24 protein-coding genes are annotated in these 20,264 nt (G+C 27.6%); 13 read left to right on the top strand and 11 right to left on the bottom strand.

All coding sequences use genetic code 11. From position 1 onward, the window contains the following. Nucleotides 1-9 precede the first annotated feature (9 nt). Together D9T19_RS07570 and D9T19_RS07575 are read left to right on the top strand one after the other, a co-directional pair. Nucleotides 10-570 (top strand): cysteine hydrolase family protein, encoded by a 561-nt coding sequence (locus tag D9T19_RS07570; RefSeq protein WP_121627621.1) that lies wholly within the window; start codon nucleotides 10-12, stop codon nucleotides 568-570. An 8-nt stretch (nucleotides 571-578) separates the two neighbouring features. After that, on the top strand, nucleotides 579-1,262 hold the full coding sequence (locus D9T19_RS07575; RefSeq protein WP_121627622.1) for a response regulator transcription factor: 684 nt from the start codon (nucleotides 579-581) through the stop codon (nucleotides 1,260-1,262). 4 nt (nucleotides 1,263-1,266) lie between these two features. Here D9T19_RS07575 and D9T19_RS07580 read toward each other — a convergent pair whose 3' ends face one another. Further along, nucleotides 1,267-2,196 (bottom strand): HNH endonuclease, encoded by a 930-nt coding sequence (locus D9T19_RS07580; protein WP_121627623.1) that lies wholly within the window; start codon nucleotides 2,194-2,196, stop codon nucleotides 1,267-1,269. Next, the gene (locus tag D9T19_RS07585) at nucleotides 2,189-3,691 is read right to left on the bottom strand and encodes an ATP-binding protein (protein ID WP_121627624.1); all 1,503 of its coding nucleotides are present in this window, start codon (nucleotides 3,689-3,691) and stop codon (nucleotides 2,189-2,191) included. The genes D9T19_RS07580 and D9T19_RS07585 overlap by 8 nt, the downstream gene beginning before the upstream one ends. Nucleotides 3,692-3,816: 125 nt before the next feature. Here D9T19_RS07585 and D9T19_RS07590 point away from each other — a divergent pair, with 125 nt between their 5' ends. From D9T19_RS07590 to D9T19_RS07600, 3 genes are all read left to right on the top strand, one after another. Continuing rightward, nucleotides 3,817-4,323 (top strand): GNAT family N-acetyltransferase, encoded by a 507-nt coding sequence (locus D9T19_RS07590; protein ID WP_121627625.1) that lies wholly within the window; start codon nucleotides 3,817-3,819, stop codon nucleotides 4,321-4,323. A gap of 241 nt (nucleotides 4,324-4,564) precedes the next feature. Next, nucleotides 4,565-5,353: a substrate-binding periplasmic protein gene (locus D9T19_RS07595; RefSeq protein ID WP_121627626.1), complete on the top strand. Its 789-nt coding sequence runs from the start codon at nucleotides 4,565-4,567 to the stop codon at nucleotides 5,351-5,353. Further along, nucleotides 5,325-6,608, top strand: a complete 1,284-nt coding sequence (locus tag D9T19_RS07600) for a GGDEF domain-containing protein (protein WP_121627627.1) — start codon at nucleotides 5,325-5,327, stop codon at nucleotides 6,606-6,608. Before D9T19_RS07595 ends, D9T19_RS07600 begins: the two co-directional genes overlap by 29 nt. A gap of 31 nt (nucleotides 6,609-6,639) precedes the next feature. On the opposite strand, the gene D9T19_RS07605 is transcribed toward D9T19_RS07600, so the two are convergent. The 6 genes from D9T19_RS07605 to D9T19_RS07630 form a co-directional block, all read right to left on the bottom strand. After that, nucleotides 6,640-7,533: a LysR substrate-binding domain-containing protein gene (locus tag D9T19_RS07605; RefSeq protein ID WP_121627628.1), complete on the bottom strand. Its 894-nt coding sequence runs from the start codon at nucleotides 7,531-7,533 to the stop codon at nucleotides 6,640-6,642. Nucleotides 7,534-7,727: 194 nt separating this feature from the next. Beyond that, nucleotides 7,728-8,519: an amino acid ABC transporter ATP-binding protein gene (locus D9T19_RS07610; RefSeq protein WP_121627629.1), complete on the bottom strand. Its 792-nt coding sequence runs from the start codon at nucleotides 8,517-8,519 to the stop codon at nucleotides 7,728-7,730. Between the two features lie 27 nt (nucleotides 8,520-8,546). Then, on the bottom strand, nucleotides 8,547-9,206 hold the full coding sequence (locus tag D9T19_RS07615; protein ID WP_121627772.1) for an amino acid ABC transporter permease: 660 nt from the start codon (nucleotides 9,204-9,206) through the stop codon (nucleotides 8,547-8,549). A 12-nt stretch (nucleotides 9,207-9,218) separates the two neighbouring features. Continuing rightward, the gene (locus D9T19_RS07620; RefSeq protein ID WP_121627630.1) at nucleotides 9,219-9,869 is read right to left on the bottom strand and encodes an amino acid ABC transporter permease; all 651 of its coding nucleotides are present in this window, start codon (nucleotides 9,867-9,869) and stop codon (nucleotides 9,219-9,221) included. Nucleotide 9,870: 1 nt separating this feature from the next. After that, entirely contained in the window at nucleotides 9,871-10,818 is a 948-nt protein-coding gene (speB, locus tag D9T19_RS07625; protein ID WP_121627631.1) for an agmatinase, read from the bottom strand. Further along, on the bottom strand, nucleotides 10,818-11,711 hold the full coding sequence (locus D9T19_RS07630) for a transporter substrate-binding domain-containing protein (RefSeq protein ID WP_121627632.1): 894 nt from the start codon (nucleotides 11,709-11,711) through the stop codon (nucleotides 10,818-10,820). Before D9T19_RS07630 ends, speB begins: the two co-directional genes overlap by 1 nt. 284 nt (nucleotides 11,712-11,995) lie before the next feature. Here D9T19_RS07630 and D9T19_RS07635 point away from each other — a divergent pair, with 284 nt between their 5' ends. After that, nucleotides 11,996-12,832, top strand: coding sequence for a DMT family transporter (locus tag D9T19_RS07635; protein ID WP_228197990.1), 837 nt, complete (start codon nucleotides 11,996-11,998; stop codon nucleotides 12,830-12,832). 137 nt (nucleotides 12,833-12,969) lie between these two features. On the opposite strand, the gene D9T19_RS07640 is transcribed toward D9T19_RS07635, so the two are convergent. After that, nucleotides 12,970-13,602 (bottom strand): LysE family translocator, encoded by a 633-nt coding sequence (locus D9T19_RS07640; RefSeq protein ID WP_121627634.1) that lies wholly within the window; start codon nucleotides 13,600-13,602, stop codon nucleotides 12,970-12,972. Nucleotides 13,603-13,932: 330 nt separating this feature from the next. Between D9T19_RS07640 and D9T19_RS07645 the strand changes: the two genes are divergently transcribed. The 6 genes from D9T19_RS07645 (at nucleotide 13,933) to D9T19_RS07670 (ending at nucleotide 17,573) form a co-directional block, all read left to right on the top strand. Beyond that, nucleotides 13,933-14,415: a GNAT family N-acetyltransferase gene (locus D9T19_RS07645; RefSeq protein ID WP_121627635.1), complete on the top strand. Its 483-nt coding sequence runs from the start codon at nucleotides 13,933-13,935 to the stop codon at nucleotides 14,413-14,415. A gap of 3 nt (nucleotides 14,416-14,418) precedes the next feature. Beyond that, the gene (locus D9T19_RS07650; RefSeq protein ID WP_121627636.1) at nucleotides 14,419-14,958 is read left to right on the top strand and encodes a DUF1439 domain-containing protein; all 540 of its coding nucleotides are present in this window, start codon (nucleotides 14,419-14,421) and stop codon (nucleotides 14,956-14,958) included. An 86-nt stretch (nucleotides 14,959-15,044) separates the two neighbouring features. Next, a complete protein-coding gene (luxS, locus tag D9T19_RS07655; RefSeq protein ID WP_121627637.1) occupies nucleotides 15,045-15,560 on the top strand; it encodes an S-ribosylhomocysteine lyase in 516 nt (171 codons plus the stop codon). A gap of 6 nt (nucleotides 15,561-15,566) precedes the next feature. Continuing rightward, a complete protein-coding gene (locus D9T19_RS07660) occupies nucleotides 15,567-16,010 on the top strand; it encodes a hypothetical protein (protein ID WP_121627638.1) in 444 nt (147 codons plus the stop codon). Nucleotides 16,011-16,012: 2 nt separating this feature from the next. Further along, a complete protein-coding gene (locus tag D9T19_RS07665; protein ID WP_121627639.1) occupies nucleotides 16,013-16,771 on the top strand; it encodes a tRNA (5-methylaminomethyl-2-thiouridine)(34)-methyltransferase MnmD in 759 nt (252 codons plus the stop codon). Next, the gene (locus tag D9T19_RS07670) at nucleotides 16,752-17,573 is read left to right on the top strand and encodes a hypothetical protein (RefSeq protein WP_121627640.1); all 822 of its coding nucleotides are present in this window, start codon (nucleotides 16,752-16,754) and stop codon (nucleotides 17,571-17,573) included. Before D9T19_RS07665 ends, D9T19_RS07670 begins: the two co-directional genes overlap by 20 nt. Nucleotides 17,574-17,579: 6 nt before the next feature. On the opposite strand, the gene D9T19_RS07675 is transcribed toward D9T19_RS07670, so the two are convergent. Further along, on the bottom strand, nucleotides 17,580-18,077 hold the full coding sequence (locus tag D9T19_RS07675; RefSeq protein ID WP_121627641.1) for a hypothetical protein: 498 nt from the start codon (nucleotides 18,075-18,077) through the stop codon (nucleotides 17,580-17,582). Nucleotides 18,078-18,175: 98 nt separating this feature from the next. Between D9T19_RS07675 and D9T19_RS07680 the strand changes: the two genes are divergently transcribed. Continuing rightward, nucleotides 18,176-19,051, top strand: a complete 876-nt coding sequence (locus D9T19_RS07680) for an AraC family transcriptional regulator (RefSeq protein WP_121627642.1) — start codon at nucleotides 18,176-18,178, stop codon at nucleotides 19,049-19,051. Between the two features lie 16 nt (nucleotides 19,052-19,067). Here the strand turns inward: D9T19_RS07680 and D9T19_RS07685 are convergent, their stop codons facing one another. Then, entirely contained in the window at nucleotides 19,068-20,213 is a 1,146-nt protein-coding gene (locus D9T19_RS07685) for an iron-containing alcohol dehydrogenase (protein ID WP_121627643.1), read from the bottom strand. Between the last annotated feature and the right edge of the window lie 51 nt (nucleotides 20,214-20,264).

Raw genomic sequence — 20,264 nt, forward strand, 5'->3', positions numbered from 1 at the left:
GGAAAGATAATGGAAAATACAGCACTAATAATTATAGATTTACAAAACGACTACTTTGGAAGTATCAAAGATGCAAAATGGCAACTAGATAAAACAGAAGAAGCAGCAGACAATGCACTGAAAATACTAACAAAATGTAGAGAAAAAGACATAAAAATAGTTCATGTAAGACATGAGTTTGAAAGTGAAGAAGCTCCATTTTTTACACCTAATTCAAATGGTTCAAAAATTCATGAATCTTTAACTCCAAAAGAGAATGAATCACAAGTTTTAAAACATAATGTAAATGCATTTAAAGATACAAATTTAAAAGCTATTTTGGATGATTCTAATATTACAAATGTTATCATCGTTGGAGCAATGTCATATATGTGTATTGATGCAGTTACAAGAGCTGCTAGTGATTATGGATATAATTGCTTTTTAGCTCACGATGCTTGTGCTACAAGTGATGTAGAGTTTAACGGTGTAAAAGTAGAAGCTAAACTAGCTCATGTGACAATTATGTCAGCACTTAGTTTTGCTTATGCAAATGTACAAACAAGTGAAGAAATACTAGAACTACTATAAGGGAAGAAATGGAACTAAGTGATTTATCTGTACTTTATATAATGGATAATCAATATAAAGAAGAGAAACTATATTCTCTTCTTAGCCATACTGTAAATAAAGTAAGTTGTGCTACAAATATAAATGATGCAAAAACACAATATATAAAGCAATCTCCTTGCTTAATCATCATAGATAGCAATTTTGAAAATAAAGATATTATTGAGTTCTTATGTGACTTACGAAAAGATGATATAAAAACTGCTTTTATAGTAATATCAAACAATAAAGACAATCAATATTTAAGCCAATTATTAGAACTTTATATTACAAAGTATTTGATAAAACCTTTTAAAGCAGAAGTTTTAATCCAAGCACTAAACAAATGTATGGAAATCATAGAAAGAAGAATATATAGCAATTTTAAAATAGCTGATAATATCTTCTTTAACTTCCAAACTCAAAGTATCATCAAAAATAATGAATCATACGTGTTAAATAAAAAAGAGAGTTTACTCCTTAATCTACTAATACAAAATCAAGGAAGAATTATCACCTATGAAGAAATAGAGTATGAAATTTGGAACAACGAATGCACAAATGCAGCTTTAAAATCTTTGATTAGAGATTTGAGAAAAAAGACAGCTAAAGATATTATAGTTAACTATTCAGGAATTGGATATAAGTTAGAATTACAAAAGATTAGTGCCTAATAAATTAGATTAGGTTTAACTCTTCACTTATGTCTTTGATTAGTTTTGATAATGGGCGTTTGTGTAAATCTTCTTCTTTTTGATAGTTTCCTAATAAATATCTATAAATTTCATCTTCACTAAATCCAAAATTTTTTTCTAATTCTTCTATATATGACTTTGGATAATATGCTTTTTTCATAAGTAAATCAATAACTATATCTTTGTGTTGTTTGTATAGTTCATCTAGTTTAAAAGTTTCTATATTTTTATTACTATTTTTAAATTCTATTTCAAAACTATTTGTATCATATTTTTTACTATCAATTTGCGTAAAAGATATATCAGTAGGTTTGTATGTAAATTTAAAATCATTCTCCTTAATATCATAAGGGTTAATCAAATCATTACTAATTTTACTACTTTTTGTATGATTACAAATAGGACAACTAGGAATTAAGTTATAAAAACTCATAGCTAAAAAAGGATATATTGATTTTGGATAAAAATGGTCTATTTCAGGTCGTAATTTTCCACTATCTTCATCAACTGTAAAAGTATAATTTCTATTACAATAAGGACAAGTTTTTAAATCTAAGGACTTTACAAATTCATAAGTATTATATTGAACTTTTCTACTTCCCCAATTATTATATTCTTTTTCAAAAATTTCATCTCTTATAATTTTATACAAAGGCTTCCAATCTTCTTTCTTTTGATTTTCAATTCCTATAGAGTTTTCATAATTATTCTTAAAATGATTAATATATACTTTTAATTGTTCATTATTCGCTTTTAAAATATCTTTTAAATTATTCTCAATATATTCTAAACAATTTTTATCTATGCTATTTAATCCTGTCTTATTTATTCCAATAATTAAATCTTTTAATTTTGAATAAGTTTGATTAATATGCTTATTCAAAAGTTCTTGATTAATATTAATTTTAATCATTTCTTAACTTCTTTAATTCTTCTTCTAATTGTTTTATTTTTTCTTCTTTAGAGATAGGAAATCTTTCATCATACATTCTTAAAAGTTTTTCTCTTAAAAAGTCTTCTCCTATTATTTTAATAATAGGCTTTATTTGATTTATTGGTATATCGATAAATTTATTTTTACCATTAAGAAAGTTTAATATTTTAGATATCTTATTTTTTGCAAACTCACCCATAAGTCCATCTTTCATAAAAAATCCATGAGAAAGTAAAGTATGAATATTTGCTCCAAAAGTTTGTTGATTATCTTCAAAAGGATAAACTTGTTTTCCTTTTTCTAAGAAAATTACATTTTCTTTTGGTAAATCTGAAAGGATGAATGGAGAATGTGATGTTATTATCAAGTGAATATCTTTTTTATAATTCTTATAAATGTTTAATAATTGATTTACATACTTTTTCTGCCAATTTGGATGTAAAGTTGTATCTGGTTCATCAATTAGAAAAAAAGCATTTTCTTTTCCTTTAGATTTTGAATGATTTTTATTAATATACATCAACAGTAAAAAATGATTATAGAAATTTCTTTCTCCTTGCGAAAACTCACTAAAACTTATATCTTTTTCATTATAAAAATCAATATCTAAGTACTCTTGTATTGCCAATTCAAAAAATATCTTTATTTCATCTAAATTATTTACAAATATTTTTTGATTATATTTTAATTTAATAAATAAATCTTTTTTTTCTTTTAATTTATTAATTATGTCAATATCTATTTCTTCATTAGTTAAACTTTCAATAATTTCATCAATCTTTAAATTACTATTACTCATATCTAAATTTGAAATTTTCATATAAATTGGTCTAAAAAAAACATTTAAACTAATTAATTCATCTCTTAAGATATATATTAAAAAATTTGAAATATGTTTATATTTTTCAATATTAAAAATCTTATTGTTATTTTCAAGATACTCTTTTTTAAATGAGAATCCATAATTTGTCAAATCATCAAAGAATTTAAGTATATCTTTGTCTTTAAAATTTTCTTTTGCAAAATCAGTATCATAGATTATTGTTCTAAGTTCATATTTCTTTTCAATATTATCAATATCTGCATATAATGTATAATTAACTTTTTCATAATTATTATTAAGAATAATTATATGTTTTTTAGTATTTAAATTTAACAATATATATTCTTCATTCTTATAAAAAAGAAGAAATACTATATTATCATTTATTGTTGATTTTGGACCATAAGGTAATAATTCTAAAATACTACTCTTTCCACTCCCATTTTCACCAACAATAGCAGTCACATTTATATTATCAGGAAAGATACTCACATAATCTTTTTTTTCTTTTATGATTAATTCACAATTATCTTTTAATTTTCCTTCATCATCATATTCATCTTTAAACTCACACTCAAACCTAGGCGAAAAATTAAATCCTTGTTTATGTATATTTTTATAATCCTCAACCCATAAATAAACTAATTCCATATAAACTCTTTATCATCATTTTTATTATTAATATAATAGTTAAATAGTTATTTAATCAAGTTTAACACACAAAAAGCACCACCTTTTAGACTTATATTTGTATAATTATACAAAGGAATTATCATATGAATATAATGGAAACAGATAGATTAATTTTAAGAACTACAATACTTCAAGATACAAATGATTTATATAAACAAGTATTTTCTAATGATGATGTTGTAAAGTTTACTTTTGGAAGTGATGGTTTAAATATTGATAAGACAAGAGATTTTATAAAGAACAATTGTAATTTTGATAAAAAACTTGGATTATCCACATTAGTAGAAAAGACTAGTGGAAAAATTATTGGTCTTGCTGGAAATATAGAATGTAATTACTTAGAAAAGAAAGATTATGAGTTTGGGTTTATATTAGGAAAAGAGTTTTGGGGCAAAGGATATGCAACAGAAATAGGTAAGGCACAAATTAATTTTATACAAAATAAGTTAAAAGCAAAAAGAGTCTTAGCCTTAGTACATAAAGACAATATAGCTTCAATCAAAACAATTAAAAAACTTGGTTTAAGTTATTTAACAACAGTGTCAACAAATGGTAGAGGAAACAGAGAAATATATATAAAAAACTTTTAATAAAAACTAAAAAATATAATACCCTAACTCTTTTACTTAACATTAAAATATCTTTTTAACTCTTACTTTTAGAGCAATTTTTACTAATGAAAAACTTGTTCCAAAATGTTATTTTTTCAAAACTACTTTAATTTCAAAGCTTAGATAAAAGAAATTAAAGACATAATATTAAATATTAAAAAGATAGAATATGATTTAAAAATTGATGAAGAATTCAAATAATTTATTAAGGGGAACGTAGATGAAAAGTTTAAAAAAAACAGTAGGTATAGCAGTATTTAGTTTAAGCATACTATTTCCACTACATTTGTTTTCAGATACGTTAAAAATAGCTACAGATGAATGGTGTCCTTATGATTGTTTGAAAGGACAAAATGATGGAAAGGTTGGTTATTTAGGTGATTTATTAGTTGAAACTATGAAAGCAAGAGGTCATAAAGTTGAGTTTGTAGAGGTTAATTATACTCGTGGTTTAGAATTGGTTCGAGAGGGGAAATTAGATGGTACGATGGCTTGTTTTAGAGAAGAAGCACCTGATTTTATTTTTCCAGATTTTCCACTTGGAAAAAGTAACAGCACCTTTTTTACCCTTAAAAACTCTTCTTGGAAATATACAGGAACCCAATCACTTAAACAAGCTAATATGATCGGCGTGATTGATGGTTATGATTATGTTGATCCAACTGTGATGGAGTATCTTAATAAAAAACCAAATAATGTTTTAGCAATGAAAGGTGAAAAACCATTAGAAAGATTGTTAGAGATGTTAATTAGTGGCAGAATAACTACTATTGTTGAAGATAAAAGCGTTTTGGAATATAAAATCACACAAATGGGTAAAGCAGATTTAATAAAAGTCTCTGGAGTAACAAACGCAGTTATTGATGTTTTTGCTAGTTTCTCACCAAAGAAAAAGAGCTCAAAAGAGTATGCTAAGATTCTTTCAGAAGAAACTATAAAAATGCGAGAAGATGGGCGGTTGCAAATTCTTTTAGACAAATATGGAATTAAAGACTGGCAATCTAAGTAAAAATTTGATTATGAACTCTCTATTAAAACGTTTTCGCCAAAGTATTGCTTTACATCTATTGACTACGATTTTTGGCTTTTATTTTTTAGTTGCAGTGGTGGTAACAGTTGTTCAACTTTATAAAGAGTATGAAGATACTAAAATTAATTTTTATAAAGAGATTCAAACCTTACCAGCTACTTTTAATCGAGGTATTATAGACTCAGTTTGGACTTACAATAATGAATTATTGCAATCTATTTTACTTGGTATGTACAATTTGCCAATAATAGTTGGGATTAAAGTTGAATCTCTTGATCATAAAATGGATTTACAAATTGGAACTGTACTCAATGAAAAAGATGAAATAACTTATTATGATTCTTCAGGAAGAGTAACGGAACAAAAAGAGTTTGGTTTTGGTACTGATACATTATTTAAACATGAATTCCCCCTGCAATATCAAGGAACAAGTTTTGATCATAAAATACCTTTAGGTCAAGTTACATTATACTCTAATAATCAATTGGTATTTGATCGGGTTAAATATGGTTTTATTCTTATTTTAATCAATTCCATCATTAAAACAATTGCACTTTGGTTTATTATCTTTTATTTTATAAAAAAATATCTAGGACAACCTTTGAAAGAGTTTACAACTAAAATACGTGAACAGGATGTGCAGTCTCCTCAAGCTATTGATTTAAACCTTCATTGGACAGATACAAATGAACTCTTAATATTAAAAGATAGTTATAACCATATGATTCAACGTTTAAATGAGCACAAGCTCCTTAGCATTACAGATAAGCTTACTGGACTATTCAACAGGCTAAAACTTGATGAATCACTTAATAATGAGTTTAATCGTAGTAATCGCTTCAAAAGAAGTTTCGGTATCATCATTATAGATATTGATTATTTCAAAAGGGTCAATGATACCTATGGTCATCAAGTTGGAGATCAAGTACTTATTCAATTTGCCAAAATACTTAAAGAAAATATACGTAAAGTTGATATTTTAGGACGCTGGGGTGGGGAAGAGTTTATGATAATATGTCCAGAAACTAATTTTCAGGGTACTATAAAACTAGCTCAATCACTTCGTAAAATAATTAGCAAATATGATTTTCCAAACATTGGAAATTTTAGTGCAAGCTTTGGAGTATCTATCTATAATAATGATGAAAATATAGATAAAGTTATTGCACGTGCTGATAATGCTTTATATAAAGCAAAAGAGAATGGTAGAAATAGAGTTGAAGGTAAGCAATAGTTATATATAACCTCTTATAAGCGAAGTATTATTATTTAGCAATATTTTCAAATGCAAATTTTCTAAAGGATTCAAAGATAATATTCTTGAATTTATTTTTGTGATAAATCATATACGTATTTCTTTCAAACTTCATATTAATAATATCAATTTTGTATAATTTATTAGAACGAATTTCGGTTTCCACACTTTTCGCTGGTAAAATAGAAATTGCATTTTTATGCTTTATGAGTAGTTCCTTTATAGATACTGTATGTTCAAGTGCCAATGTGATATTTAGATCTGATTTCACATCTCCTAAATAATCAAAAAAAGTTTGAGTAACTGCTGAAGATATTTCTCTTACTATCCATTCTTTATCAAATAATTGATCAATATAAAAACTTTTTTCTATAAGAGATTTATCTGAACTCACAACAATAAGTTCATCTTTATAAAGTAATTCCTTTACAATATCTTTATCAAAAAGTTCAAATTCAATAAATCCAATGTCCACTTTACCTTCATTAATCAAAGAGATAATATGATTAGGTTCTGGATATAAATGAGTAATATTTATATCCTTATATAGTTTCTTATAATCATATAGAACATCAGCTAAAACATAGGCGCCTATTGTGTTTGAAGCTGCAACATTAATATTTCCCGAAAATTTATTCTGGATAAATCTTTCTTCAAATCCTTTTAATTGTAATAATATAGGAGTAACTTCTTCATATAATGCTCTACCCCTTTCATTTATGATTAATTTTTTACTTATTCTATCGAACAACTTTTCATTAAATTCTTCTTCAATTGATTTGATAGCCATAGAAATACTTGGTTGAGTTAAATTCATTTTTTCAGAAACTTTTGTTAATTTTAATAATTTTGCAACGTTTACAAATATATCCATCTCTCTTATTGTCATTTTTAGTTTATCCAATTTTGGTCTTTTATAATATATTATATTACCAAAATAATGTGAGGTCTATATACTATATAGTTGTATATATATTATACAGAGTAAAATGGATGAGTAAAGTTAGAGAAGTAGAAGAGAACAATACTTTGTTATTGCTCTCTTTATTCAAATGGTTTTGTTATTAAAAAAATGGTTTATAACGCATTATGGAAAAACTATACAATTCCACTATTTCGTTCAGACCATGTGCTTAAAAAACTTTTTAATTTTTCTGATTTTGGTTGGCTAAAAAGTATTTTTGGATTGCCTTGCTCTTCAATTAAACCATTTGCAAGAAAGACAACCTTATCTGAAACTTTAGCTGCAAATCCCATTTCATGTGTCACTATTACCATAGTCATACCATCTTGAGCAAGTGATTGCATTACTTTTAATACTTCACCTACTAACTCAGGATCAAGTGCTGAAGTAGGCTCATCAAATAACATAATTTTAGGCTCAGTACCTAATGCTCTTGCAATTGCAACACGTTGTTGTTGCCCACCTGATAATTGTTCTGGATAAGCATCCTTTTTATGTAACATATCCACTCTTGTAAGTACTTTTACTGCTCTTTCCTCGGCTTCTTTTTTACTTAAACGATTAACTCGTAATAGTGGAGACATAACATTTTCAATCACACTCATATGTGGCCATAGATTAAACTGTTGAAAAACCATACAAACTTCTGCTAAATCTTCTTGTATAACATTACTTGGTAATAGTTCTAAATTACCTAAAGAATCCGAACCATAACCTATTAGTCTCCCATTTATTAATACCTCACCTCCATCGTACTGTTCAAGGAAGTTCATACATCTAAGCATTGTACTTTTCCCAGATCCCGATCCTCCAATAATACAAACCACTTCTCCATAATTGATATCGAGATTAATTCCTTTTAATACTTCGTTATCGCCAAAGTGCTTTTTTAAATTAATAAGTTTTATTGCTTTTTGTTGTGACATGATTATAACTCCTTCTGAATTCTTAAATTAGCTGCGTTGCAAATGAATAGTAGCTCGATTTTCACACCAAGAACCAATTTTTGCGACAATAAATGTAATACACCAGTAAGCTACAGCTAAAAACACATAAGGTTCAAGCATACTAAATGTTTCTGTTGCCATGGTAACTGCTGATGTTGTGAGTTCAGCTACTGTAATAATAGAAAGAATTGCAGATTCTTTAATTAAAATGATAGTTTGATTAATACTTGGTGGTAAAATCAAACCCAACATCTGTGGTAGTTGAATATGTATCAAAATTTGGGCACGCGAATAACCTAAATCTTCTGCTGCCTCAATATGTCCTTTAGGAATGCTTTCAAATCCTGAGCGAAATATTTCAGTAAAATAAGCTGCACCATATAAACTCAGACCTAAAATACCCACCTGTTCTGCTGTTAATTCTAATCCAATAAATGGACCACCATAATAGACTAAATAAACTTGAACAAGCAAAGGAGTACCTCTGAACACATTTAAATATATAGAATAAATCAAACGAGTAATAAGCAAATTAATTCTATTAATACGATAGAGTATTAATCCTCCAATAAGAGCCAAAAATATACCTATTGAGCAAATGTAAAGAGTAAATAAAAGTCCTTTAAGTAATAAAGGCCAATAAGTAATGTAAAGACTTAAATCCATTTTCATAATCTCCTAATGTGTTGTTAAACGGGATTCGATATAACGTCCCAAAATTGTAATACAAGAAGTAAGGAGTAAATACAATACCGCTGCTGAAACAAAAAATTCAATTGGACGATAGGTTGTTGATGAATAAACTTGCGTAATTCGCATTAAATCAGTTACTGCTATTGTTGAAATAAGTGCAGAGTTCTTAATGATATCAATCGTTTCATTGGTTAATGATGGCAGTGTTTTTCTTAATACTTGCGGTAATTCAATGTAATATAAACATTGAAAAGCTGTGTAACCATAGCTCCAAGCTGATTCTTTTTGACCGTGTGGGATTGATTGAAATCCCCCACGTAAAATTTCAGCTTGGAATGCTGCTGTGTTCATTGATAATGCAATAATTGCAGCCAAAACTGATGGTATATTTATTCCCCAATATGGTAAAAAATAAAAAACAATCGTCAATTGTACTAGGATAGGCGTCCCTCTTATTGCACTAATATAAAATCGGCAGATAAAATTAATGAAAGCATGAGAAGATAAACGACCTAGACATAAAAAAATACTAAATACAAATCCAATAAGAATCGATAGCAAGGATATCCAAGTGGTCATCCATAGCCCATTTAGTAAAGAATCAGTATGTTCAAATACAACACTAAAATCGAACATCTTAAACCCTATCTTTACGCTTAGCTAATGATTCAGCAGTAACACAAAGTAATTCAAACATCATAGTTGCACCCACTAATGCCGTTGCACCAGATGGATCAAAGGGAGGTGAAACTTCAACAACATCTCCTCCAACTATATGTAAACCTGTTAAACCACGAATCAGTTTAATTGCTTCAAATGTAGTAAAACCACCAACTTCAGGTGTCCCTGTACCAACTGCAAAAGCAGGATCTAAACCATCAACATCAAAAGTAACATAAGTAGGTGTATTACCAATTAGACTGTGAACTTCAGATAAAATACCTTCAATACCTAATTCATAAAATTCATCCATATAGATAACCCTCATACCACTATCATGACTAAATTTCCAAATATCCTTGTGATTGACTGAACCTCTGATACCTATTTGAATAGTTTTTTTAGGGTCAATTAAACCTTCTTCAACCGCAACTCTAAAAGGAGAACCATGATGAAATTTAGATCCTAAATAGTGTCCACCAGTATCACAATGAGCATCAAAATGTACTAATGCGATAGGACTATTTTTAGCAAGGGCCCGTAAAATTGGTAGACTGATGGAATGATCTCCACCTGCTGAAATTGGGAGTACTCCTGCTTCAACAACTTTTTCAAAAAAATCTTGAATAGATCTGTGGCTTCGTTCAAGCTCAAATGGACTTTCAGGTAACGCATCACCAACATCAGCAACTTTACATAATTCAAAAGGTGAAATATCTGTACTTTGGTTAACAGATCGCATTAGACTTGATTGATTCCGAATTTCTCGAGGACCATGTCTTGTACCCGTACGGTTAGTTACTCCACCATCAAAAGGAACACCAATCAATCCAATGTCAATTCCTTCTAATGATTCTTCATAAGGACAGCGCATAAAAGTAGCAATCCCACTATATCGAGGTAATTGTTGTTGGTCTTGACTCATTATAGTTCCTTATCTGCAGGAGTAGGTATATATCCCGTTGGAAAATCCATTGTAAATCCGAACCATTTCATTTGTAGTTCCGTTAACTTACCACTTTTGTGTAATTTTTCTATTCCATCACTAAAAAATTGTACTAAAGTAGCTGATTCAGAATCTTTTCTACCTATCCAAGCATAATAAGCATCAGGACCAAAAACGGGTTGTACAATCTCAAATATATCTGGACGTTTTTTAACTACTGCAGCTAAGTTTGGTAGTGCTTGTGGCACAATGTCTACTCGTCTTGATGCTAAAGCGGTATAAGCTTCATTATAGTCAGTAAATTTTTTAATATTTTTATACCCTTTCTTTGAAAGTTCAGCCTTTTCATATATCTTTATTGCACCTAGTTGCTCTGAACCACCTTGTATCCCAAGAGTCATACCTGCCATATCTTTTGCTGAAGTGATACGCTTATCACCTTTACGTTTTAAGATAGCAAGTGATGCTGTTGAAATTGGATAAGTAAAGGCATATTTAGTCATTCTATTTTTGCTTATCGTTAATGTTGTTGCTACAAAATCATAACGTTTTGCACTAAGCCCAGATAAGATTCCTTGAAAAGGCAAATCCAATTGAGTTAACTTTACTCCTGGTAAATCTTTTAAAATTTCATCTAAAATATCTTTACCATAACCAACAATCTTTCCATCTTCAAGCATTTCAAAAGGAGCGTAACGAGCTTCAGTAGCAATAACTATCTCCCCTTTTGCCTTAATCTCTTCAAGTAAATCAGCTTGAACAGTATGAGTAAAAGCAGTGCATGCTAGACTTACCGTCAATAACGTTCTCTTAATAGGTTTTGTTAACCCAACTTTATCTGCCATCACATTCATTAAATTACTTTTCTTCATTTTAATATCTCCTGTTTTTTTAATAAACTCTCAAGTAATGAATATATAAACTATACAATATAAGGATATATAAACTATGCAGAATTATATCAAATTAAATAATAATTAGTATACAAATCATTTATCAAATAAATTTATATAAACAATCAATAAATTTTATTTGTTTATATATTTATTATTTTCTATAATTCAAAGATATATATAAACTAGTCAGAAAAAATATAAAGTCCACTATATAACCAATCTCTTAAAAACAAAGGAAAACCTTGCATTTAAAAGCTATTTTGATAACAATATTAGGAGTATTACTTATGAGTCTAGAAACAGTTTTTATGAAAGTAACTTCTATTGAGTCAGTTACATTTACATTTTATATTGGTATTTTTATGTTTTTAAGTTTAAATATTATTTTATTGATAACATTAAAGAAAAAAACAATTTCAGTATATAAAGTAAGTCTAAAACCAATTTTGATGTGCGGTTTTATATTGGGGATATCAATTATTTTTTTTGTTAGTGCAATTAAAACAACAACCGTTGCAAACACTGTTTTCTTACTAGCTTCTTCCCCTTTATTTTCTGCTTTTTATTCATATTTATTTTATAAAGAAAAAAGCAAAAAGAATATTTATATTGTATCTTTTTTTATTTTTCTTGGGCTAGGTGTGATTTTCTTTTCCCAATTAGGTAGTGGTGACATGATGGGTAATATTTATGCACTTATTTGTACAAATTTTTACGCTTTATATTTTGTAGTACTTTCAAAACACAAAGCAGCCAATAGATTTGCAATTATTTCATTTGGAGGTTTCATCGCTGCAACTATATCTTTTTTTCTTGCAAGTAGTTTTGTTATTGATATGAGTACTTTGATGATTTTATTATTAGCAGGTCTTTTAGTGGTTCCTATATCAAGAGTTCTTATCTCTGCTGGAACACAACATTTACCCGCTAGTGAAGTTACTTTATTGTTGACTTTAGAATCTGTAGCTGCACCATTTTTTGTTTGGTTGATTTTAAAAGAAGTTCCTTCAAATGGTACTTTTATAGGTGGTTTGATTATAGTATTAGCTTTATTTATAAACTCTTTATACTTATTAAAGGTATCTAAAAATACTTGACTCAAAAAAGATAGACTAGGCTAAATTATTATGTACAATATCAATATTAAATCCACTCCAATAATTTAATTCTAGCTAGTTTACTTGAATGATTTTTGTTTTTTTTCATATTTCATTATTTATGTATAAATGAAAATTTATTCTCTTTTCTCAAGTAAAAGTTTTATTCCTAAAACTATCATAACAACTCCAGAAAATAATTCTAATCGTTCTCTTACCTTTGGTCTTGTTATAAAACCATTTGCAGATATTATTGTATAAGATAAAAAACCTAACCAAATAAATGAAATACAAAAATGAAAAAATGCTAAATAAATCGATTGAAATAAAACAGAACTACTATTGTCAATAAACTGAGGTAAGAATGCCATATAAAAAATCACAATTTTAGGATTTAAAGCATTTGATAAGAATCCTTCTTTTATAGAACGAGCAAATATAAACTCTGAAGTTTTTACATTTAATTTTTCTTGATTATTCCTTGATTGTAAATATATTTTAATATTTGAAAACCCTAACCATAATAAATATATTGCACCCAATGTTTTAAGTAACGCAAAGGCAGTTACTGAATACAAAAGAATTGCAGATATTCCAATAGCAGAAAGAACTGCATGAAACATTAACCCTAAACTAATCCCAAAATTCGAAGTTAAACCATCTTTGATTCCACCTCTTAACGTATTTCTAAACATTATCATAGTGTCTGCACCAGGAACCATTGTTAAAATCGTAATTGTAATAAGAAATGTTGTTAATGTATTGTCCATTTTATACCTTTTATTCAAATAATATTTGATAACATCATAACTTCTTTATTCTTCAAATCATCAAAAAACTAAAATTCATTTATTTAACATTTTACATAAGATGTAGAATAAAATATCAGCTCCTGAACCATTTTTATAGGAATCTAATAATCACTTTAATTCTCTTAAAATTATGGATTTATTAAGTTCTAATATTTCTGCTTTTTATAAGTAAAAATTTGATACGGTAATCCTAAGATTATTATTTATACTTTCTCATTAATTGCTCAATTTATCTGCCACGATAATAAGCTTTAATTGTATATCAAGTATAAAAAAGGAAAAGAATTAATGAAATTAGATTTTAAATGGTCACGATTAGATGATTTAAGTGCTCTTGAGTTATTTGAAATAATAAAAGCGCGAGAATCAGTATTTGTAGTAGAACAAAAATGTGCTTATCAAGAAACTGATGATATGGATCTTCATTCATGGCATCTTTGTGCTTTTTTAAATAATGAATTAGCTGCTTATGTAAGAGTTGTAGACCCAGGTATTAAATATGAACAACCTTCTATAGGTCGAGTTCTAACTTTGCAGAAATTTAGAAATCTAAAAATTGGTCGTTCTTTGATGAATGAAGCTATTAATTTTACAGAAAAAAAGTTTCCCAAAATGAATATAAAAATTGGTGCTCAAGTATACTTACAGAATTTCTATGAATCTTTAGGGTTTAAAACAATAAATGATGGATATGATGAAGATGGTATTCCTCATATAGATATGATTAGAACATCAATAATAAATAAGCAAAACAATTATAAGAAAAGGTAAAAAATGTTTACTTTCAAGAAAACGCAATTAATACTTATGCTAACTTTATTACTTCTATTCTCAGGATGTATTAAAAGAATTGGTAGCGATGGTCTAACTCTAAAACTTGACCCAAATGAACTAAATATGCAATCAAGTATGTTCCCAATAGAAAAGAATTTTACTATTGCAAAGGTTTTAGTCAATAAACCAGATTTAGGTATTAATACTACTAACCAAATTACGGCTATTGTTGATGTAGATTTAAAAGTTATATTTATGCCAGATACAAAAGCAACTTTGGATATTGCAGGAGAACCATATTTTAATAAAGAGAGAAATGCAATCTTTTTAAAAAATGTTGATATAAATAAAATAAGTTTCCAAAACAATGATATAGCAAAAAACTTCTCTTCTGAACTTATTTCAAGTCTTGATCCTCTTATTGATGAAGTATTTAAAAACATACCTGTTTATACGATAAAAGAGAACTCTTTTAAAGGTTCTTTTGTAAAAGATATAAAAGTTGAGGATTCTGAACTTCTTGTGACTTTTGGACTATAGATTTTTAATTTATTAATATTTAGATACAATCACGTTTTAAAGAAGTGAATATATTATAAAATAAATAAAACAAGAGGAATTATAAAATGCCATTATTAGACAGTTTTAGAGTAGACCATACAATTATGCCAGCACCAGCAGTAAGAGTTGCAAAAACAATGAAATCACCATCAGGTGATATTATTACAGTTTTTGATTTAAGATTTTGTGTACCAAATGAATCAATGATGAGTGAAAAAGGTATTCATACTTTAGAACACTTATTTGCAGGATTTATTAGAAATCATTTAAATAGTGATACTGTAGAAGTTATTGATGTTTCTCCAATGGGTTGTAGAACTGGTTTTTATATGAGTTTATTAGGTAATCCTGATGAAAAAACAGTAGCAGTAGCATGGAGAGCAGCAATGCAAGATGTAATAAATGTAGAGAAACAAGAAGATATTCCAGAATTAAATATTTTCCAATGTGGAACATGTGCAATGCACTCGCTTTCAGAAGCTAAAGAAATTGCGCAAAATATCTTAGATAGTGATATTGGTGTAATGTCAAATGAAGAATTATTTCTTTCAGAAGAAAAATTAGCTTCATTAGGAAACTAAAAGTTTATGGATAAAAAACTATCTTTATTTAAAGAGTTGTTTTCAGATTATATCAATATCGCTATTTTGCATATTGATAACTCTTTAGGTTTAGTAGATTCAGCACTTGAAGAAGTTCGAGAAAAAAATGAAGGGAATATCAAATATATTCCTTTTGTAGACGAATCAAGTGCAAAACTTCGTGCAACTGCTAGAGAATACGAATATGTAGTTTTAGGAAATATTTTAACATCTTGTCCAAATAAGGAAAAAATCCTAAAAATTATGTACAAAGCTCTTGAAAATTCAGGGAATATTATTATTTTAGAGAAAATTGAAAATAATAATAGATATGAAATTCTAGATTTACTAGAAGAAATAGGTTTTCAAGCACCAAATTGTATTGAACTTTTTGATGATACTTATATTTATACAGCAAAAAAAATGCATCATTGGGACAACGGTCTTTAATATTGCAAGATAATATTAACAGTGTTGTTAAAACCAAAGATGGTTCTAACACACTTTTTTCACAAAAGTATAATCAACACTATCATAACCCTGATGATGGTGCTATTAATGAATCTCTTAGTAAACATATACTTCCAACATTTCAATATCACAAAGAAAAAGATGAATTAACTATTTTAGATATTTGTTTTGGAATTGGATATAACACTTTTACTACACTTTTGTATGTTAAAAATAACAATCAAAGCAAAAAGATTAATATCTATTCTCCAGAATTAGATGGTAATCTTGTCTCATCATTAGAAAATTTCAACTTTCCAAAAGAGTTTGAAGAAATAAAACATATTATAAAAGAAGTTGCAATAAATAAGAAATACGAAGATGAGAATATTAAAATTGAAGTAAATATTGGTGATGCAAGAGAATATATAAAGACTTTAGAAAAAAATAGCTTTGATATTATTTATCAAGATGCTTTTTCTTCAGAAGTAAATCAAGAACTTTGGACAAAAGAGTACTTTGATGATATATATAAACTTTGTAAACAAGACTGTGTTATGAGTACATATTCTGTTGCTACACCAATTAGGCTTTCAATGAATGAAGCTGGATTTTATATTTATGAATATCGACCAGTAAAAAGAAAAATAACTCTTGCTAGTAAAATAAAGAAAACTATTTTGGGAAAATTCATAGATATGGATTTGAAAAGGCAGAGGAACAAAGAAGCAAAAGCAATATATGACAAAAGCAATAACTAAAAACTATATAAAATATTATAAAGGGAACACTCCTATAATACTAAGCGCTCCACATGGTGGAGATGCACAACCAAAAGATACAAAAACTAGAACATCAGGTGTCTTTGATAAAGACGATTATACTTATGAATTAACACAACTAATAGTTGAAGAATTTTATAAACAAACATCACTTACTCCTTATGCGGTAATCGCTGAAATATCAAGAGAAAAAGTTGATTTAAATAGAAAAAAAAGTGAGGCTTTTGAAGATGAAAAAGCAAGTCTAGTATATAACCAATTTCATAATTCTATAGAGAAATCTAAGCTAGAAATAGAAGAAGATTTTGGAAAAGGTTTATATATAGATATTCATGGACAATCGCATCCAAAGGCATATTTAGAATTTGGATATTTACTTGATAATGATATTTTAAAACAACACGATGGTGCATTAAAAGAACATAGCAAAAAATCTAGTATATCTTCACTATCAAAGTTTTCAAGAGAGTGTTTTATCGACCAATTAAAAGGGCCTCATTCTATGGGAAGTCTTATGTGTAATCAAGGTTTTGATTCAATTCCTTCTATAAAATTACCTTATGCAAGTGATGAAAACTATTTTGAAGGTGCTTATAATACTAGAACACATGGTTCTTTAAATGGTGGAAATATAGTAGGAATACAAATAGAATTTCCCTATAAAGATGTAAGAGATACACATAAAAATAGACAAAAATGTGCAAAGGCATTTGTAAAATCTTTAATCGATTTTAAACAAGTGCATTTTGATTTTGATTTTGATTTACGAAAAATAAGTTAGCAGAAATTATTCTGCTAGGTTATCTAATATATACTTTTCTAACTCTCTTTTAGGAATATCTTCTTTAAATGAACGCTCGAAAATCTCTTCTATTTTTTCTGAATACTCTTCATAAGAGAAAAAAGGAAAGTGTAATTTCCAAGATTTTTTTATAAGAATAATAGTAATTGCATCTCTCATTTTAGCTATAAAAAAGTTAAAACTAATAAATATTACAGCAGTAATTAAAACAGCACCTATAATTGAGATATGAGAATCAAGATGTGCTAAAGGCTTATGGAAAAGACCTGATAATGGAATTAGTATAGCCAAAATTATTCCAGTATAAACTGTATATGCACGTGTAAGTTTTAGTCTAAACCCAAGTTTTGCAGGATCTACCAACATACCTTCTTTATACTGTCTATTTGCAAGGAGTAAATCTCTTAATAAGATTGGTTGCTTAGATACTATGTATATATAATTTAAAATCATCTCTTTTATTGTTTTCTTTTCTTTTTTCATTTAAAACCCTATAAATTTGTTATCCTTATTTTATCCAATTAAAGATAATAATGCGTTAATCTTATGTATAATACATAAAAGAATAATTTGGGAAAAGAATGAATGATAAAATATTAAAAGAAGTAAATAAGCTTGTAAAAGACAATTCTCTTACACACACAAATATAAATGCTGTTAGCTTATATAAAACTACTACTTTTTTACCACGAACTCCATTAACTTATGATTTTTGTCTAGTATTTGTTTTACAAGGTAAAAAAATAGGTTACCTTCCAAATAAAAAGTTTGAATACGATTCTAAAAACTATTTAGTAGTTCCAACAACTTTACCTTTTGAGTGTGAAACTCACGCATCAAAAGAAGAACCATATATTTGTATTTTAATAAATATAGAAAAAGAAATTATGTATGAGATAATTTCATCATTATCAAAAGAAGAATCAAAAAAATGCAAATCAGTACAAATGGCAATTTTTCAAGATAAAGTTACGCCTGATTTAGAAGATTCTATTTATAGATTATTAAAAACACTTCAATCAAAAGAAGAATCAAAAATATTAGGCGAATCAATTTTAAGGGAGATTTTTTATAGAATTGCAATAGGTGAAAATGCTCATTTTTTACATAAAATGTTTTTAGAAAACAAAATGGAAGCAAAAATGACAAGAACATTAAAAACTATTCATAATCAATATCAAAAACATCTTGATATTCCAACACTAGCAAAAGAAGAGGAAATGAGTGTATCATCTTTTCATACACATTTTAAAAAAGTAACTTCATTAAGTCCTTTACAATATATTAAAAAAATACGATTAAATAAAGCAAAAGATTTATTAACAAGAAATGATTTACAAGTAAATGAAACAGCTTATGCAATAGGATATGAAAGCTCTTCACAATTTTCAAAAGATTTTAAAAGTTACTATGGCTATCCACCAAAAGAGGCAAAAGCCTCTTTTGAGATTGTTTAAGAGATTTTATTAAGAATTATTGCATAGCCATTTTAAGAATTTTTTCTGAAATTTCTAATGTAATATTTTGATTTTCACCAATTGCAGTCATTCCATGAGCTTTTAATGATGGAATGATATTTTCAATAACTTTATCATCAACACTATCATAATCATTTAGATTTGTAGTAACACCAACACTATGATACATATTTTCAATTGCCACAATTACCGCTTCATTATCATTTTTGATTCCAAAAACATTTTCACCCATTTGAGCTAATTTTTCTTTTTTGTCTTCAATCATAACTCTTAATAATTGAGGTTGAACAACAGCTAAACTTTGAGCATGGTCAACTCCATAAAATGCAGTTAATTCATGTCCAATCATATGAGTAGCCCAATCTTGTTTAACACCTGAACCTATAAAACCATTTAAAGCTTGATTTGCAAGAAGCATTAAGTTTTCTTCCCAAACTGGATCTTTTCTATTATCCCAAGTTTTTGCAAGAGTATTTAAACCTCGAAGTATAGTTTCAGCATAACCATCATGTAATAAAGATGTATTTGGACATGTTAAATATTGTTCACAAGTATGAACAAATGCATCAACTAAACCATTTGCTAGTTGTCTGTCTGATAATGTACTCATTACACTTGGGTCTAATACTGCAAATTTTGGATAAACAAAAGATGAAGCAAAAAATCTTTTTTCATTTGTAGCTTTTTTAGATACAACAGCACTTCCATTTGATTCACTTCCCGTTGCAGGTAATGTTAAAACAGCACCAATAGGTATAGCTTTTTCAACTTTTGCAATTCCATCAAGGAAATCCCAACCATCACCATTATAAAGTGATGAAGCTGCAATATATTTTGAACCATCAATTACAGAACCACCACCAACTGCTAAAATAAAATCAATTTTTTCTGCTTTACAAATAGCAACTGCTTTGTTCAATGTTTCATAATGTGGATTTGCTTCAACACCTGAAAACTCTTGCCAATTATAACCTTCAAGTACAGATGAAACTTCATCATAAACACCATTTGATTTAATTGAACCACCACCATAAACTACTAATATCTTATTATTTTTATTTAAATGTTTAACTATTGAAGCAATTTGACCTTTTCCAAAGTGAATTGCTGTAGGATTTGAATAATCGTATACTAAACTCATTTGTTTTTCCTTCATAATATTTTATATGTGTATTATAGAAGAAATTTACAA

Source organism: Poseidonibacter antarcticus, assembly GCF_003667345.1.
Taxonomy (GTDB): Bacteria; Campylobacterota; Campylobacteria; order Campylobacterales; family Arcobacteraceae; genus Poseidonibacter; species Poseidonibacter antarcticus.

Bases quoted from the DNA above. Each gene is read 5' to 3' on its own strand.
- luxS (WP_121627637.1), top strand. From the start codon at position 15,045: ATGCCATTATTAGACAGTTTTAGAGTAGACCATACAATTATGCCAGCA.
- D9T19_RS07670 (WP_121627640.1), top strand. From the start codon at position 16,752: ATGACAAAAGCAATAACTAAAAACTATATAAAATATTATAAAGGGAAC.
- D9T19_RS07590 (WP_121627625.1), top strand. From the start codon at position 3,817: ATGAATATAATGGAAACAGATAGATTAATTTTAAGAACTACAATACTT.
- D9T19_RS07585 (WP_121627624.1), bottom strand. From the start codon at position 3,691: ATGGAATTAGTTTATTTATGGGTTGAGGATTATAAAAATATACATAAA.
- D9T19_RS07610 (WP_121627629.1), bottom strand. From the start codon at position 8,519: ATGTCACAACAAAAAGCAATAAAACTTATTAATTTAAAAAAGCACTTT.
- D9T19_RS07615 (WP_121627772.1), bottom strand. From the start codon at position 9,206: ATGGATTTAAGTCTTTACATTACTTATTGGCCTTTATTACTTAAAGGA.
- D9T19_RS07680 (WP_121627642.1), top strand. From the start codon at position 18,176: ATGAATGATAAAATATTAAAAGAAGTAAATAAGCTTGTAAAAGACAAT.
- speB (WP_121627631.1), bottom strand. From the start codon at position 10,818: ATGAGTCAAGACCAACAACAATTACCTCGATATAGTGGGATTGCTACT.
- D9T19_RS07620 (WP_121627630.1), bottom strand. From the start codon at position 9,869: ATGTTCGATTTTAGTGTTGTATTTGAACATACTGATTCTTTACTAAAT.
- D9T19_RS07650 (WP_121627636.1), top strand. From the start codon at position 14,419: ATGTTTACTTTCAAGAAAACGCAATTAATACTTATGCTAACTTTATTA.
- D9T19_RS07660 (WP_121627638.1), top strand. From the start codon at position 15,567: ATGGATAAAAAACTATCTTTATTTAAAGAGTTGTTTTCAGATTATATC.
- D9T19_RS07645 (WP_121627635.1), top strand. From the start codon at position 13,933: ATGAAATTAGATTTTAAATGGTCACGATTAGATGATTTAAGTGCTCTT.
- D9T19_RS07575 (WP_121627622.1), top strand. From the start codon at position 579: ATGGAACTAAGTGATTTATCTGTACTTTATATAATGGATAATCAATAT.
- D9T19_RS07600 (WP_121627627.1), top strand. From the start codon at position 5,325: ATGGAATTAAAGACTGGCAATCTAAGTAAAAATTTGATTATGAACTCT.
- D9T19_RS07570 (WP_121627621.1), top strand. From the start codon at position 10: ATGGAAAATACAGCACTAATAATTATAGATTTACAAAACGACTACTTT.
- D9T19_RS07685 (WP_121627643.1), bottom strand. From the start codon at position 20,213: ATGAGTTTAGTATACGATTATTCAAATCCTACAGCAATTCACTTTGGA.
- D9T19_RS07640 (WP_121627634.1), bottom strand. From the start codon at position 13,602: ATGGACAATACATTAACAACATTTCTTATTACAATTACGATTTTAACA.
- D9T19_RS07580 (WP_121627623.1), bottom strand. From the start codon at position 2,196: ATGATTAAAATTAATATTAATCAAGAACTTTTGAATAAGCATATTAAT.
- D9T19_RS07595 (WP_121627626.1), top strand. From the start codon at position 4,565: ATGAAAAGTTTAAAAAAAACAGTAGGTATAGCAGTATTTAGTTTAAGC.
- D9T19_RS07630 (WP_121627632.1), bottom strand. From the start codon at position 11,711: ATGAAGAAAAGTAATTTAATGAATGTGATGGCAGATAAAGTTGGGTTA.
- D9T19_RS07675 (WP_121627641.1), bottom strand. From the start codon at position 18,077: ATGAAAAAAGAAAAGAAAACAATAAAAGAGATGATTTTAAATTATATA.